We start from the raw sequence: 16,224 nt of genomic DNA on the forward strand, positions 1-16,224 counted from the left end.
GGCCGCGGTCGGCGCGGTCTGCGCTGCCGGCGCGGCGGCCGCAACGGCCGGGGCCTGCGCGCTGGTCGAGGGCGGCGGCGCCAGCGGGCGCGGCTGGGCGCGGGCACTGCCCGAGAAAGCAGCGAAAGCACCCAGAAGAGCCACCGTCAGCAGCGTGGCGCCGGCGGGCGAGTGCGAAAGCGAGCGGGAAGCCACGCGAGCAGGGGTCACGGCGCGACGGTGCGCGCGCTGGGTGGTCGTCACGTGGATTCCTTGGCTTTGACGGGACGCAGCCGCGAGGCGGCCGCACGGTAGTAATGGCTGAACATGTCGCGAAAACCTGTGCCGCTGATGCTGATGATGTGGCCGAGCACCCGGTGGATGGGCACGCGCGGATGGTTGCCCCAGCGGGCCGCCCAGATGTCGGCGCGCGCGGTCGTGCACTGCACCAGCGCGCGCTCCTGCGCGAAGCTCATCGGTGCGAAGCGCAGGCCCAGGCGCTTGCCGGCGCTGAAACGCACGGTGGAGGCGAAGCGCGACTCCTGGTCGTTGCGGTACAGCGCCACCTGCACCGGGGTTTCCAGGTCGAGCTTCAGGTCTTCGGGCAGTTCCACGCCCAGGCCGCCGCTGGAGAAGTCGAAGGTGTTGCAGCGCAGCGAGCGGCCGTCGGCGAAGTACAGCGTGGCCGGCAGCACCAGGTCCACGCGGTGCGCGCCGCGCAGCTGGCGCGACTCGTTGGCCGCGGCCACGCAGGCGCCCAGGATCATCAGGTTGTAGATCGTCCAGGCCAGGTTCAGCCACACGGTGGCGATGTTCTGCGGGTCGACCCAGGTCAGGCGCCACACGCCCAGGCACACGCCCACGAAGTTCAGCGCGAGCAGCACCAGGCTCGCCTTGGCGATGGTGCTGTCGAAATACTCCTTCTGGATCAGGCCGCCCTTGGCCGTCACGTTGAAGCTGCCGAGCTTGGGGTTGATCAGCGCCACCAGCGTGGGGCGGAAGATGTACCAGGCCAGCACCGCCTCGTACACCTCGTTCCACAGCAGGTATCTGAAGCGCCCCTGGATGCGGCTGTTGGTCAGGTTGGCGTGCAGGATGTGCGGCAGCGCGAAGGCGAAGATCATCGACGCCGAGGCATGGATCACGCTCGCGCCGAAGTACAGGTAGGCCAGAGGCGCGGTCAGGTAGATGAGCCGCGGCAGGCCGTACAAAAAGTGAAGCATCGCGTTCACATAGCACAGGCGCTGCGCCCAGTGCAGACCGCGCCCGAACAGCGGGTTGTCGATGCGGAAGATCTGCGCCATGCCGCGCGCCCATCGAATCCGCTGGCCCACGTGGCCCGACAGGCTTTCGGTGGCCAGGCCGGCGGCCTGCGGCAGCGCCAGGTAGGCCGTGCTGTAGCCGCGGCGGTGCATCTTCAGCGCGGTGTGGGCGTCCTCGGTCACGGTTTCCACCGCGATGCCGCCCACTTCTTCCACGATGGTCCGGCGCAGCACCGCGCAGGAGCCGCAGAAGAAGGTGGCGTTCCACAGGTCGTTGCCGTCCTGGATCAGGCCGTAGAAAAGCTCGCCTTCGTTGGGGACCGTGCCGAAGGTGTCGAGGTTGCGCTCGAACGGGTCGGCCGAGAAGAAATAGTGCGGCAGCTGGACCATGCCCAGCTTGGGGTCGCGCCCGAACCAGCCCATGGCGATCTGCATGAACGAGCGCGTGGGGATGTGGTCGCAGTCGAAGATCGCGACGAACTCGCCCGTGGTGTTCTTCAGCGCGGCATTGATGTTGCCGGCCTTGGCGTGGCGGTTGTTGTCGCGCGTGACATGGGTCACGCCCACGTCTTCGCAGAACACGCGGAACTCGTCGCGCCGGCCGTCGTCCAGCACGAAGATCTTGATCTTGTCGCGCGGCCAGTCGATCGACTGCGCCGCCAGCACGGTCGAGCGCACCACCGACAGCGCCTCGTTGTAGGTGGGAATGAACAGGTCGATGGTGGGCCACTCGGCCGGGTCTTCCGGCAGCGGCACCGGCTTGCGCTCCAGCGGCCAGGCGGTCTGGATGTAACCCAGCAGCAGCACCACGAACGCGTACACCTCGGCCATCAGCAGGCCCAGGCCGAGCATCAGGTCGACCGGGTTGTCCATGAACATGGTCTCGGTCACGCGCCAGTAGGTGTAGCGCGAGGACACGACCACCGACAGGAAGATCAGCACCAGGCCGGCGAAACGACCGCGAATCCGGTTGGTGATGAGCGCCGCCGCGAAGATGCCCACCGACAGCACGATCTGCTGCTCGAAGGTCATGGGCGCGATGATCAGCGCGGGCAGCAGCACGAGCGCCACGAGCCAGCCGGCGATGCGCACCGGCAGCAGGCGCAGCAAGGCGGGGGCAGGGCGCGGGGCGGGTTGCTCCTGCGGGCCGGGCGAGGCGCTTTTCATCGGGTCTGTTCCATGTTCCGCGGAGAAAACGGGTTTTGGGCTTGTTCTTGTTCGTGCGCCAGCCGTTGCCGGTGCCGCCCGGCATCGACGCGCTCGAGCAGCCGCTCGGTGCACGAGGCGATGTCCTGCGTGGCCTGGCTCATGGGCGCGTAGCGCTGCACCGGCACCGCCGAGGCCAGCGCCTCCGGCACGGCCTGGTCCAGGTGCAGCACGCCGAGCAGGTCGGGGCGCAGTTTCTGGCGCAGCATTTCGAAGACGTCGTGGTTCAGGCGCTTGCCCGGGTCGACCTGGTTCACCACGTAGCCGGTGCCGAAGTAGTCGGCGCGCGGGCGGGCGTACTTGTCGAGCATGCGTTCGATGATCGGCAGGGTGGCGAACGAACCGGCATCGGCTAGCACCGCCACCACGCTGAAATGGGCCGCGCGCAGGGCCTGCTGCAGGTAGACCGACGGGCCGGGCGGGGTGTCCAGCACCACCAGCATGTCGGGCGGCAGGCCGAAACGTGCCAGCGTCTCAGCCAGCCAGCCGGGGCTGCGGGCCAGTTGCTGTTCGAACGCGATCTGCCGCTCGTCGTCGACGTCGCCGAAGGGCAGCAGCATGACGCCGCCATGCGCCGGGCGGATGGCGCGGGCCCAGGGCATCAGGCCGGTGGCGGCCTCGACCAGTCCGGTGTCGCAGGCCTGCGGTTCGCTGGCAATGTGAAAGCGCAGGGCGTTCTGCGGATCGAGGTCGATCGCGAGCACCTGGCGGCCGCGCTGCGCGAGCTCGGTGCACAGGTTGGCCGTGACCGTGGTCTTGCCTACGCCGCCTTTGGATGAAATGACAGGGATGACGACCATGTCACGTCGGCCTTCGCCAGCGGGACATGGGGCCGGGCGGCGCGGCTGGGGGCTGCGGGGAGACCAGGCGCTCGAACAGCTGTTGGAGCGGAGTGTTTGCGGCGCCGGGCGCGGCGGCCAATGCAGCGCTGGGCGCGGCGGCGGTTCGGGCCGGCGGCGCGCTCAGCGGCTGCGGTGCGTGCAACGGCGCCAGCACGGGTTCGATGCGGGCCGGCGGCGCGGCGAACAGGGGCGCCGGCGCCGCGACCGGTGCCAGCAGAGGCGCTGGCGCCCAGGCGGGGGGCGCTACAGGTGCGGGTGCCACGGGAGCAGGCGCGGGGGCAGGCACAGGCGCCGCCGGCAAGGCAGCTTGCACCGGGGGGTGCGAGATCTTCTCGCCCGACAGCAAGGCCCAGGCGCGGGGCGCTTCACCCTCGGCCTCGGGCGGCGCGAATTCCCTGTAGCCATGGGCGTCGCCGCCGAACTTGCGGAACAGCCCGGCAATGTCTTCGGGGGTCGGTTCGTCGGCGTTGCTCATGCGACCGCCTTGGACAGTCGCAGGTCGATGCGGGGGCCGGCTTGCACATCGGGGGGCAGCGCCTGCACCCTCAGCTCGGGAGGCATGTGCTGCGAATCGAACCATGCCTGGTACACGCCTTCGAAGAAGCCGGTGCTCCAGTCGGTGGCGTCGGGCCCGAACGCCACGGCGATGGGGCTGCAGGCGTGGGTGATGGCGACGCCGTCCGCGTCTTCGCTCAGCACGGTGAAGCCCCAGTCGATGCCGTCCCAGCGCGCATTGAAGTGGTCCTGCAGCTCATCGAGCGTGGCGCAATGAGGCACCGGCAGGGCATGCGCCAGACGCTGGCCGATACGGAAGAAGAGTTGCTTCAGGTCCTCGGGCGGCAAACCGGCGCTCAGCTCTGCGGCAAGACCGCGGTTGAATTCCAGCCATTGCGCACTGCAGGAGTTCCTCTCGTAATACTGAATAAACGTCGCGCCAGTGTCCATGTCGGTGCATTCTCTGAGATCGAATAACTGTTGGCAACAAATGCGAACTTTTCGTCGCATTTTGAGCGGCGGACTGTATGAATTGCGGGACGGCTGGGAATGCTGTCCCCGCTTTTTGCCAACGAATGCACAAATCCTACGCCTCCCATACGGCGTGACACCCCCTGCGGATTCGAATTCAGTCGTCGGTGCTCTTTTGGGCGCTCTTTTCGCCGGTCTTTTCGGCGCCGTCCTCGACGCGCTTCGCTGCGACGTGTGGGCGCGGCGCCAGGCCTGCACGCACCACGCCGCGGCCCGCCGCCTTGGCGGCATAGCAGGCGGCATCGGCCGCCGAGATCCAGTCTTCCACCGAATCGATCTCGGCCGCCAGACTGGCCACCCCGATGCTGGCGCCGACGTGCAGGCTGCCCGACATCCACGGCAGTGCAATGGCGGAGATCGAGGCCACGATGTCCTCGGCCACGCGCACCGCCGCCTCGTGCGTGCATTGCTCCAGCAGCAGCGCGAACTCGTCGCCGCCGATGCGTGCGGCCAGGTCGTTCGAGCGCACCCGCGACATGATGGCCGCGGCCGCCGCGCGCAGCATGGCGTCGCCCGAGAGGTGGCCGCCGGTGTCGTTCACCTGCTTGAAGTGGTCCAGGTCGATGAACACCATGGCGGCCGGCAGCGACAGCGGCCGCGCATCGATCAGGCGCTGGGCATGCTGGTCGAAGCGCTGGCGGTTGGCCAGCCCGGTCAGTCCGTCGTGGGCGGCCGACCATTCGAGCGCCTTGCGGGCGCTGCGCTGCTCGTCGACGTTGAGCACGGTCCAGATCGAGCCGAAGTCGGTGTGCTCCGAATCCACCGGCCGGCTGCGCAGCCGGGCCCAGAACCGGGTGCCGTCGCCGCGCTGCATGCGGCATTCGCCCACGTACGAATTGCTGCTGGCAAACGCCTCTTTCTCGAGCGCCGCCAGCGCGGGCTGGTCGTCTTCCGGCGGCACCACGATCAGGTCGACCGGCTGGCCCAGCAGGTCCTGGTCGTCGTAGGCGAGCAGGCGGCACAACTCGTCGCTCACCAGCTCGAAGCGCCGGTCGCGGATGAACGCGATGCCGATGGGCGCCGAGCGCATCACCGAGCGCAGCTTGCTGATCATTTCGCCGTTCAGGCGCTCCAGCTCGGCGCGCTGCACGCCGACGTCGCGCAGCACTTTGCCGAGATGGCCGATCTCGCCGTCGGCCTTGGGCCAGCCGTCTTCCGGGCGCATGGCGCCATCGAACATGTGCTGTGCGCGCCGCTCCAGCAGCATCAGCGGCTGCAGCAGCCACCACAGGGTCAGGAACATGCCGGCGGACACCAGGGCGACCAGGCTGGCCGCCCATGCCATGGCCTGCTGGCGGGCCGCCTTGACCGGGGCGAGCACCTCGGTTTCGGCGCGCGCGCGCCACACCATCCAGTCGGGGCCGGGCACACCGGCCACGCTGGCGATCTGTTGCGGCTGGGCCAGCAAGAGCCCTTGCGACTCGACCGGGCTGCCCACGGCCTGCCATTCCTTGAAAGCCTGCGCGAGCCGGGGTTCTTCGGTGATCGGCCGCATCAGCCGCCGCCAGTCGGGGTGCGTCAGCATCTTGCCTTGCGCATCGGTGACGACCATCAGCGCGCCGCTGTCGCTTTCCTGGGCCTCGGTCACGCCGGCGAGCAGGTCGCGGCTGGAAAGCCGCAGCGTGCCGGCGAGCACGCCGAAGACACCCTTGCGGTTGCGCAACGGCTGGGTGAACACGACTATCGGCTCACCGGTGATCGGGCCCACCATCGGCTCGCCGACGACCGGGCGTCCTTCGGCCATCGCGCGGCGGAAGTTGACGCCGTCGCGCACGTTCAGCTCGGGCCGGTAGACCCCCTTTTCGTCGACCATCACGCGCACCTGGCCGTCCTCGCCGGCAACGTAGATGGTGGCGAAGAAGTTCTGCAGCATCGGCTTGTCGCGCATGAAGGCGTTCAGCGCAGCCGGGTCGTCGAGCAGGGTCTCGTCGAGCACCTGCCCCACCGACTGCAGCCCGCGCTGCAGCTGGATCACCTTGTGGCCCAGCAGCGCCGCAGTGCGCACCGCCTCGCCGATCTCGCGCTGGCGCTGCGCCTCCAGCAGGTCGTGCTCGGTACGCTGCACCAGCACGGTGGTGATCACGCCGATGCCCAGCACCAGAGCCATGATCCCGCCCATCGTGATGCGCGCCTTGAGCGAACCCAGGGCGTTTTCGAGACGTACCAGGCGGGTGTTCATTCAGGCGGACGACGCTTCCCTTGCGGCGGTCGCGGCACGGCGGCTGCGCTTGACGGCGTACATGGCGTCGTCGGCCAGCCGCAGGGCCTCTTCGGCGGACGTGGTGCGCGGGTCGACGGCCACCACGCCCACGCTGGCACCGCCGTAGTCGAGCATGGTCTGGTTCAGCCGCAGCTCGCCGATCGAGCCTTCGCCCAGGCGGTCGGCGAGCGCCCGTGCGGCGGTGCGGGGCGATTCGTCGTGGGCGGGGCCGGCGCCGACCACCACGAACTCGTCGCCGCCGAAGCGCGCGAGCACGTCGCTCGCCCGCAGCGAGGCCGACAGCCGCCCGGCCATGGCCGACAGGAATTCGTCCCCGATGTCGTGGCCGTGCGTGTCGTTGATCTTCTTGAAGCCGTCCATGTCGATGAAGCCGACCAGCACGCTGCGGCCCTCGCGCTCGCCGTGGGCGAGCAGGCGGCGCAGCGTGTCGAGCAGGCTGCGGCGGTTGGGCAGCCCGGTGAGCGCGTCGGTCGAAGCGTGGGCGGCCAGTTCGGCGTTGGCCTGCCTCAGCTCGAGGACGAGCATTTCGCGCTCGACCTGCTGGGCGATCAGCTTGGCAAAAAGCCGGAGCACGGCCTCCGCATGGGGCGCCAGCGCCCGCGTTGCCCCGCTGGCGGCGCACAGGGTGCCGTAAAGGTCGCTGCCGTCGGTCCGGACCGGGGTGCTCACATAGGTCCGGATGCCCAGTTCGCGTGCCGCATCGGAGTCGCCCCAGCGGGTGGCGACGTCGTCGGTGTAGGGGCGGCCTTCTTCCAGGGCGCGCCGGCACAGCGTGTCGGACCAGGGCACGGACAGGCCCTCGGGGATCGTCATGGCCCCGGCATTGCGGGCGAAGAGAACGCGCTGCAGGCCCTTGTCCAGGTCGATGGTCGTGAGGTAGGTCGACTCCAGGCCCGTGACCGCTTCGAGCATTTCGAGCATCGGGCGCGCCAGGTCTTCGAGCGTCTTGGCCGAAGAGACCGAGTCGGAAAGCCGTTCAATCAGAGATTCCATGCCCTGTATTTTGACGGTGATAGCGCAATGGTTAACCTTTGATTGCACTAAAACCCCGGCGACCGTTGCGCCGACCGGATTCGGGGGGCTCAGGACGCCAACGCTTCCATCAACTCGGTTTCGATGGCGAGCTGCGTTTTCTGGCCCTGGAGCTCCGGGCCGCTGATGAGGAAGGTGTCTTCCACCCGCTCGCCCAGGGTCGTGACCTTGGCCAGCTGCAGGTTCAGGTGGTGGCGCGCCAGCACCCGGGCCACCGAATACAGCAGGCCGGCCCGGTCGCTGGCCGAGATGTTGAGCAGCCAGCGCTGCGCCTTGTCGTCCGGCAACAGGCTGATGCGCGGCTTGATCGGAAAGCTGCGCACCCGGCGCGACACGCGCCCCATGCTGGGCGCGGGCAGGGCGCCGGCTTCGGTCAGCGTGTGCCCCAGGCCCGACTCGACCATGCTGATCAGGTCGCGGTAGTGGTCGGGCAGGAAGGTGGTGACCACCTGGAAGGTGTCGAGCGCGTAGCCGTTGCTGGTGGTGTGCACCTTGGCGTCCAGGATGCTGAAGGACGACTGGTCGAAGTAGCCGCAGATGCGCGCGAACAGGTCGGGCTGGTCGGGCGTGTAGACCACCACCTGCAGGCCTTCGCCCACCGGCGACAGGTGCGCGCGCACGATGGGCGGCGCCTTCGGGTCGATCGGCACGTTGCGCGGCGGCACGAAGCGAGAGAGCTGCTTGGCGTGCCAGGCGATCTCGGTGGCGTCGTGGCGCATGAAGTAGCCCACGTCCAGCGTGTCCCACAGCGCCTTGTGCGCCTCGAAGCGCTGGGCGTGCAGGGCGAGCAGCACCAGCGCCTCGCGCTTGCGCGACTCGACCTCGGCGTCCGGATCGGGCATGCGCCCGCCCAGCGCGCGCAGCGTGTAGCGGTACAGGTCTTCGAGCAGCTTGCCTTTCCAGGCATTCCACACGCGCGGCGAGGTGCCCCGGATGTCCGCGATGGTCAGCAGGTACAGCGCGGTCAGGTAGCGCTCGTTGCCCACGCGCCTGGCGAAGGTGCCGATGACCTCGGGGTCGCTCAGGTCCTGTTTCTGCGCGACCTGGCTCATCACCAGGTGCTCGGCCACCAGGAACTCGATGAGCCTGGCGTCCTCGCGGGCGATGCCGTGCTGCTTGCAGAAGCGCTGCACGTCGCGCGCGCCCAGGGTGGAATGGTCGCCGCCGCGGCCCTTGGCAATGTCGTGGAAGAGGGCGGCCACGTAGAGAATCCAGGGCTTGTCCCATCCGGCCGCCAGCTGCGAGCAGAACGGGTACTCGTGCGCATGCTCGGCAATGAAGAAGCGGCGCACGTTGCGCAGCACCATCAGGATGTGCTGGTCCACCGTGTACACGTGGAACAGGTCGTGCTGCATCTGCCCCACGATGCTGCGGAACACCCGCAGGTAGCGCCCCAGCACCGAGGTCTGGTTCATCAGCCGGAACGCATGCGTGATGCCGTAGGGCTGCGTCAGGATCCGCATGAAGGTCGCGTGGTTGACCGGGTCGTTGCGGAACTTGCTGTCCATGACGTGGCGCGCGTTGTACAGCGCGCGCAGCGTGCGCGCCGACAGCCCCTGCACGCCGATGGTCTTCTGGTAGAGCAGGAAGGTCTCGAGCACCGCGTGCGGCTCGCGCTCGTAGAGGTCGTCGCTGGCAATCTCGATCAGGCCGGCGCGCTCGTAGAAGCGCTCGTTGATCGGCGTGTGCTGCTCGGCGCTGGGCTGCAGGCGCTCGGAAATGTTGAGCAGCAGGATCTGGTTGAGCTGCGACACCGCCTTGGCCGCCCAGTAGTAGCGGCGCATCAGCGCCTCGCTCGACTTGCGCTGCGACTCGCCTTCGTAGCCGAAGCTGGCCGCCACGGCGGTCTGCAGGTCGAACACCAGGCGGTCTTCCCGGCGGTTGGCAATCACGTGAAGGCGCGCGCGAATGAGCGAGAGCAGGGCCTCGTTGCGCTTGATCTGCTGCGCCTCGAACGAGGTGGCCAGGCCATTCTTGGCCAGGTCGTCCCAGCGGCTGCCGAAGCCGGCGGCCTTGGTCATCCAGAGAATGGTCTGCAGGTCGCGCAGGCCGCCCGGCGATTCCTTGCAGTTGGGCTCCAGAGCGTAGGGCGTGTTGTCGAACTTCTGGTGGCGGTGCCGCATTTCCTGCGACTTGGCCACGAAGAAGGCCTGCGGATCGATCGCGCGGGTGAAGCGGCGGCGGAACGCAGTGAACAGCTTCTTGTCGCCTGCGATCAGGCGGGCCTCGAGCAGCGAGGTCTGGACGGTGACGTCCTTTTCGGCCTCTGACAGGCACTCTTCGACGGTGCGCACGCTGGAGCCGATCTCGAGCCCGGCGTCCCAGCAGTGGCCGATGAAGGCCTCGATGCGGGCGGGGTCGATCTCGCTGACATGGCCTTCGGGCGGCAGCAGCAGCAGCACGTCGACATCGGAGTACGGGAACAGCTCGCCGCGTCCGAAGCCGCCCACGGCAACCAGCGTCAGCGATTCACCGAAATCGGCGTCCCGCCACAGGGAGCACAGCGTCTGGTCGGCCAGCGCCGAGAGCTGGCGCAGCACCGTGTGCACGCTGCGCGTGGGCGCGCGCGCAAAGCGCAGGGTGTCGAAGAGGGCGAGCTTCTTCGCGCGATAGGCTTCGCGCAGCGTCGCCACGTCGATCTTGGCTGCTTCGATCACGAGCGGGCCGTGCGCTTGCGCGTCAGGTCTTGGTCGAGGTGACGAAGGAGGGCAGCGGCGGGCTCCCTGCCGACAGCGTGAGCACCTCGTAGCCGGTCTCGGTGACCAGCACCGTGTGCTCCCACTGCGCCGACAGCGAATGGTCGCGCGTGACGATGGTCCAGCCGTCGTACTGGCCGCCCTTGAAGTCTTCCTTCACGTCGCGCTTGCCGGCGTTGATCATCGGCTCGATGGTGAAGATCATGCCGGGCTTGAGCTCTTCCATGGTGCCCGGGCGGCCGTAGTGCAGCACCTGGGGTTCTTCGTGAAAGCGCTGGCCCACGCCGTGGCCGCAGAACTCGCGCACGATCGAGAAGCCCTGGCCTTCGGCGAACTTCTGGATCGCGTGGCCCACGTCGCCCAGGTGCGCGCCGGGGCGCACCTGCAGGATGCCGTGCCACATGGCCTCGAAAGTGACGGAACACAGGCGCTTGGCCGCGATCGAGGCGTCGCCGATCACGTACATGCGGCTGTTGTCGCCGAACCAGCCGTCCTTGATGACCGTCACGTCGACGTTCATGATGTCGCCCTTTTTCAGGGGCTTGTCATTGGGAATGCCGTGGCAGACCACGTGGTTGACCGAGGTGCAGAGCGACTTCGGAAAGGGCACGCTGCTGGCGCCCATGTAGCCCACCGTGGCCGAGGTGGTGCCCTGCTTGACCATGTATTCGGCGGCCAGCCGGTCGACATCGTTGGTCGTGATGCCGGGCTTGATGAGGGGCGTGAGGTAGTCCAGTACCTCGGAGGCCAGGCGGCATGCGACCCGCATGGCTTCGATGCCCGCAGCGTCTTTGTAGTTAATGCTCATCCCTGAATTATCCCATCGACCGATGAACCTGCCCCCGACGCGGGGCACTTCGTGTCCCCGTTGCCCCCCGGGGGGCGCGGCCCCCTTGGGACGGCCGGCGATGGCCTAAAATCCCGGGTTAACGCGGATGGCCCCAGTCAGCGGCCACCCGCCTCGATTCCTTGATTCCCAACGCGGCCCCCGAGGCCCCATCGACCGTGACGCAGCCCGCACCTCAAGCCCTTCCTGTCGTAACCATGTTCGAGGGCGGCAGCGCGCTCAGCGACTTCCGCGCGCGGCAACTGCTGCCGAAGCTCCAGGCCATCGAGCCGCGCATCGAGGGCATTTCGGCCCGTTTCGTGCACCTGGTGGTCACCGATGCCGCGCTGGATGCGGCCGGCCGCGAGCGCTTCGCCGCGCTGCTGACCTATGGCGAACCCTTCGAGACGCCGGCCAAGGCGCTCACCTCGGTGGTGGTCACGCCCCGCCTGGGCACCGTGTCGCCATGGGCTTCGAAGGCCACCGACATCGCCCACAACTGCGGCCTGGCGCTGCGCCGGGTCGAGCGCGTCACCCAATACCACCTGAAGCTCAAGTCGCCGTTGATCGGCAAGGCCCCCGTGCTCGAAGGCGACGCCCTGGCGGCCGCCTCCGTTCCGCTGCACGACCGCATGACCGAATCGGTGCTGGCCACCGTGGAGCAGGCGGCCAGCCTGTTCAGCGAGTTGCCGGCCCAGCCGATGGCGCAGGTCGACGTGCTCGCCGGCGGGCGCACGGCGCTGGTCGCGGCCAACACCGGCTTCGGCCTGGCGCTGGCGGACGACGAAATCGACTACCTGGTCGACGCCTTCACCCGCCTGGGCCGCAACCCCAGCGACGTCGAACTCATGATGTTCGCGCAGGCCAACAGCGAGCACTGCCGCCACAAGATCTTCAACGCCCAGTTCACCATCGACGGCAAGGCGCAGCCGCAAAGCCTGTTCTCGATGATCCGCCACACCGAGAAGCAGAACCCGCAGCACACTGTCGTTGCCTACGCCGACAACGCCTCGGTGATGGAAGGCGGCACCATCGAGCGCTTCGTTCCGGCCTCGGGATCGCAGAGCTACGGCAAGGAAAGCGCGCTGACCCATGTGCTCATGAAGGTCGAGACGCACAACCACCCGACCGCCATTTCCCCGTTTCCCGGCGCCTCGACCGGCGCGGGCGGCGAAATTCGCGACGAAGGCGCCACCGGCCGCGGCTCCAAGCCCAAGGCGGGGCTGACCGGCTTCACCGTGTCCAAGCTCTGGCCCGAAGATGGCCACTACGGCAAGCCCGAGCACATCGCCAGCCCGCTGCAGATCATGACCGAGGGCCCGCTGGGCGGCGCCGCGTTCAACAACGAGTTCGGCCGTCCCAACCTGCTGGGCTACTTCCGCGAATACGAGCAGACGGTGGCGAGCGACCTCGACACCGTGCAGCGCGGCTACCACAAGCCCATCATGATCGCGGGCGGCCTCGGCAGCATCGACGCCACCCAGACCAAGAAGATCCTGTTCCCGGCCGGCTCGTTGCTGATCCAGCTCGGCGGCCCCGGCATGCGCATCGGCATGGGCGGCAGCGCCGCCAGCTCGATGGCCACCGGCGCCAACGCGGCCGAGCTCGACTTCGACTCGGTGCAGCGCGGCAACCCCGAGATCGAGCGCCGTGCGCAGGAGGTCATCAACCACTGCTGGCAGCAGGGCGCCGCCAACCCGATCCTGGCGATCCACGATGTGGGCGCGGGCGGCCTGAGCAATGCCTTCCCCGAACTGACGAACGACGCCGGCCGCGGCGCGCGCTTCGACCTGCGTGCCGTGCCGCTCGAGGAGTCGGGCATGGCACCGAAGGAAATCTGGTGCAACGAGAGCCAGGAGCGCTATGTGCTGGCCATCGCGCCCGAATCGCTCGAACAGTTCAAGGCCTTCTGCGAGCGCGAGCGCTGCCCGTTCTCGGTGGTCGGCGTGGCAACCGAAGAGCGCCAGCTGCTGGTGGCCGACGAAGGCGCGAAGGTGCAGCCTGTCGACATGCCCATGGACGTGCTGCTCGGCAAGCCGCCCAAGATGCACCGCGACGTCGAGGCCGTGACCCGCAGCTTCAAGCCGCTGGACCTCACCGGCGTCGACCTGCAGAAGGCCGCCATCGACGTGCTCGCGCACCCGACCGTGGCGTCCAAGCGCTTCCTGATCACCATCGGCGACCGCACCGTGGGCGGCATGAGCCACCGCGACCAGATGGTCGGCCCATGGCAGGTGCCCGTGGCCGACTGCGCCGTGACGCTGGCCGACTACAAGGGTTTTGCCGGCGAAGCCATGAGCATGGGCGAGCGCACGCCGCTGGCCGCGCTCGACGCGCCGGCCTCGGGCCGCATGGCTGTGGCCGAAGCCATCACCAACCTGCTGGCCGCGCCCATCGAACTCTCGCGCGTCAAGCTGTCGGCCAACTGGATGGCGGCCTGCGGCGAGCCCGGCGAAGACGCCGCGCTGTACGAAACCGTCAAGGCCGTGGGCCTGGAACTGTGCCCGGCGCTGGGCGTGTCGATTCCGGTCGGCAAGGATTCGCTGTCGATGCGCACGCAGTGGAAAGAGGGCGACGAAGCCAGGAAGGTCACGTCCCCCGTGAGCCTGATCGTCACCGCCTTCGCCTCGCTGGCCGACGTGCGCGGCACGCTCACGCCGCAGCTCGACGCCGAAGAGGCCGACACCACGCTCGTGCTGATCGACCTGGGCCAGGGCAAGCACCGCATGGCGGGCAGCATCCTGGCGCAAACGCTCAACCAGAGCGGCGACACCGTGCCCGACCTGGACGACCCGGCGAAGCTCGTTGCGCTGGTGAATGCCGTGAACGCGCTGCGCGCCGACGGCAAGATCCTCGCCATGCACGACCGCAGCGACGGCGGCCTGTTCGCCACCGCTTGCGAAATGGCCTTTGCCGGCCACGTCGGCGTGGCGCTGAACGTCGACATGCTGGTTACCGAGGGCGACGGCATTTCCGACAGCCGCATGGAAACCGGCGACGCCAAGAACTGGGCGCAGCAGGTCAGCGCGCGGCGCGAGGAGCTCACGCTCAAGGCTCTGTTCAACGAAGAGCTGGGCATGGTGCTGCAGGTGCGCACCGCCGAGCGCAACGACGTGATGCAGCTGCTGCGCGCCCATGGCCTCAGCGCCCACAGCCACTTCGTCGGCAAGACGCGCCCGGTCAGCTCCGCCATGGACGCGGGCAAGGGCAAGCTCGAAGTCTGGCGCGACGCCAAGTCGGTGTTCAGCGCCAGCCTGCACGACCTGCACCAGGTGTGGGACTCAGTCAGCTGGAAGATCGCCCGCGAGCGCGACAACCCGGCTTGCGCCGACGCCGAGCACGCCGCTGCCGGCGTGCCGAACGACCCAGGCATGCACGTCTTCCTGCCGAACGCGCCGGTGCCACCTGCTGCCCCCGCCATCCTCCAGTCGCGCCCCAAGGTCGCCATCCTGCGCGAGCAGGGTGTCAATTCGCATGTCGAGATGGCCTACGCCTTCACCGAGGCCGGCTTCGAGGCTTTCGACGTCCACATGACCGACCTGCAGACGGGCAGGGCGGACCTAGCCGACTTCAAGGGCGTGGTCGCCTGCGGCGGCTTCAGCTACGGCGACACGCTGGGCGCCGGCATCGGCTGGGCCCGCAGCATCACCTTCAACCCCAAGCTGGCCGAGCAGTTCAAGACCTTCTTCGGCCGCGAAGACACCTTCGGCCTGGGCGTGTGCAACGGCTGCCAGATGTTCGCCGAGCTGGCCGACATCATTCCGGGCGCGCAAGCCTGGCCTCGCTTCACCACCAACCAGAGCGAGCGCTTCGAGGCCCGCCTGTCGATGGTCGAGGTGCTCGAGTCGCCCAGCATCTTCTTCGCGGGCATGGCAGGCAGCCGCCTGCCGATCGCGGTGGCGCACGGCGAGGGCTATGCCAACTTCAAGCACCGCGGCGATGCGGCCCAGGCCATCGCGGCGATGCGTTTCGTCGACAACCATGGCCAGCCGACCGAGCAGTACCCGTTCAACCCGAACGGCAGCGCGGGCGGCCTCACCTCGGTGACCACGCCGGATGGCCGCTTCACCGCCGTGATGCCGCACCCGGAGCGCGTGTTCCGCAACATCCAGATGAGCTGGACGCCGGGCGACCGCAGCGAGCTGAGCCCGTGGATGCAGATCTGGCGCAATGCGCGCAAGTGGGTGGGCTGACCACCCGAAGGCTGCTGCGGCAGCCCCATGAAAAAACGGCCCGCGGGCCGTTTTTTCATGGGGAAGAAGAAAGCCGAGGCTTACTCGACCTTCGCCTTCGCGCGCAGGTCTTCCTGGTATTTCTGCAGGCGCTGCTGTTGCAGCTGCTGCGTGATCTGCGGCTTCACTTCTTCCAGCTTTGGCAGTTGTGCCTGGCGGATGTCGTCCACGCGGATGATGTGATAGCCGAACTGCGTCTTGATGGGCGCCGGGGTGGTCTCGCCCTTCTTGAGCTTGATCATGGCTTCCGAGAACTCGGGCACGAAGCTGGCGGGGTTGGCCCAGTCGAGGTCGCCGCCGTTGGCGCCCGAACCCGGGTCCTTGCTCTGCTTCTTGGCGATGTCTTCGAACTTGGCGCCCTTCTTCAGGTCGGCCATGATCTTCTTGGCCTGGTCCTCGGTTTCCACCAGGATGTGGCGCGCCTTGTATTCCTTGCCGCCGTTGGCCGCCACGAACTTGTCGTACTCGGCCTTCACGTCGGCGTCCGACACGGGGTTGGTCTTGCGGTAGTTCTCGAACAGCGCGCGGATCAGGATGGCCTGGCGTGCAAGTTCGAGCTGGTTCTTGTAGTCCTCGTTGGCGTCGAGGCCCTGCTTCTGCGCTTCCTGCATGAACACTTCGCGCGCCACGATTTCCTCGCGCAGCTGGCTCTGCATTTCAGGCGTCACCGGGCGGCCTGCGGCTGCCAGTTGCTGCGCCAGAACGTCCATGCGGGCCTTGGGCACCGGCTTGCCGTTCACGATGGCTGCGTTCTGCGCCAGAGCCGACATGGACGTGGCACCGAGCAGCACTGCGGCCGCGACGGCCTGCAAGATTTGTTTTTTCATGGAATGAATATCGAGCTGGGAAGGAAATGCGCGTGTAGGAAAACGCGCGTGAAAGAAAGCGGAGAGCGACGGAAC

Annotated in this window: 10 protein-coding genes and 1 pseudogene; 1 reads left to right on the plus strand and 10 read right to left on the minus strand. The window is 68.1% G+C overall.

What is annotated here, in order from left to right:
• The 9 genes and pseudogenes from AC1DJH_RS05560 to map form a co-directional block, all read right to left on the minus strand.
• Nucleotides 1-243 (minus strand): annotated as a pseudogene (locus AC1DJH_RS05560) (hypothetical protein); the annotation flags it as partial.
• Nucleotides 240-2,408 (minus strand): UDP-forming cellulose synthase catalytic subunit, encoded by a 2,169-nt coding sequence (gene bcsA / locus AC1DJH_RS05565; protein ID WP_472112346.1) that lies wholly within the window; start codon nucleotides 2,406-2,408, stop codon nucleotides 240-242. The gene bcsA and the pseudogene AC1DJH_RS05560, both read right to left, overlap by 4 nt.
• Complete coding sequence (gene bcsQ, locus AC1DJH_RS05570) at nucleotides 2,405-3,247, minus strand: cellulose biosynthesis protein BcsQ (RefSeq protein ID WP_472112343.1); 843 nt, start codon at nucleotides 3,245-3,247, stop codon at nucleotides 2,405-2,407. The genes bcsA and bcsQ overlap by 4 nt, the downstream gene beginning before the upstream one ends.
• 1 nt (nucleotide 3,248) lies before the next feature.
• Nucleotides 3,249-3,764 carry a hypothetical protein gene (locus AC1DJH_RS05575; RefSeq protein WP_478185000.1) on the minus strand — a complete coding sequence of 172 codons (516 nt, stop codon included), beginning with the start codon at nucleotides 3,762-3,764 and terminating at the stop codon, nucleotides 3,249-3,251.
• On the minus strand, nucleotides 3,761-4,234 hold the full coding sequence (gene bcsD / locus AC1DJH_RS05580) for a cellulose biosynthesis protein BcsD (protein ID WP_472112338.1): 474 nt from the start codon (nucleotides 4,232-4,234) through the stop codon (nucleotides 3,761-3,763). The genes AC1DJH_RS05575 and bcsD overlap by 4 nt, the downstream gene beginning before the upstream one ends.
• A 178-nt stretch (nucleotides 4,235-4,412) precedes the next feature.
• Entirely contained in the window at nucleotides 4,413-6,494 is a 2,082-nt protein-coding gene (locus tag AC1DJH_RS05585; RefSeq protein ID WP_478185001.1) for a sensor domain-containing diguanylate cyclase, read from the minus strand.
• Nucleotides 6,495-7,529, minus strand: coding sequence for a sensor domain-containing diguanylate cyclase (locus tag AC1DJH_RS05590; protein ID WP_478185002.1), 1,035 nt, complete (start codon nucleotides 7,527-7,529; stop codon nucleotides 6,495-6,497).
• Nucleotides 7,530-7,618: 89 nt separating this feature from the next.
• A complete protein-coding gene (locus tag AC1DJH_RS05595) occupies nucleotides 7,619-10,225 on the minus strand; it encodes a [protein-PII] uridylyltransferase (RefSeq protein ID WP_472112329.1) in 2,607 nt (868 codons plus the stop codon).
• Between the two features lie 22 nt (nucleotides 10,226-10,247).
• The gene (gene map, locus AC1DJH_RS05600; RefSeq protein ID WP_472112327.1) at nucleotides 10,248-11,072 is read right to left on the minus strand and encodes a type I methionyl aminopeptidase; all 825 of its coding nucleotides are present in this window, start codon (nucleotides 11,070-11,072) and stop codon (nucleotides 10,248-10,250) included.
• A 236-nt stretch (nucleotides 11,073-11,308) separates the two neighbouring features.
• On the opposite strand from map, the gene purL reads away from it, so the two are divergent.
• The gene (gene purL / locus AC1DJH_RS05605) at nucleotides 11,309-15,283 is read left to right on the plus strand and encodes a phosphoribosylformylglycinamidine synthase (RefSeq protein ID WP_478185003.1); all 3,975 of its coding nucleotides are present in this window, start codon (nucleotides 11,309-11,311) and stop codon (nucleotides 15,281-15,283) included.
• Nucleotides 15,284-15,363: 80 nt separating this feature from the next.
• Here the strand turns inward: purL and AC1DJH_RS05610 are convergent, their stop codons facing one another.
• Nucleotides 15,364-16,149, minus strand: coding sequence for a peptidylprolyl isomerase (locus AC1DJH_RS05610; RefSeq protein ID WP_435440315.1), 786 nt, complete (start codon nucleotides 16,147-16,149; stop codon nucleotides 15,364-15,366).
• Nucleotides 16,150-16,224: the final 75 nt, after the last annotated feature.

Source organism: Variovorax sp. 10N412 (assembly GCF_056394985.1).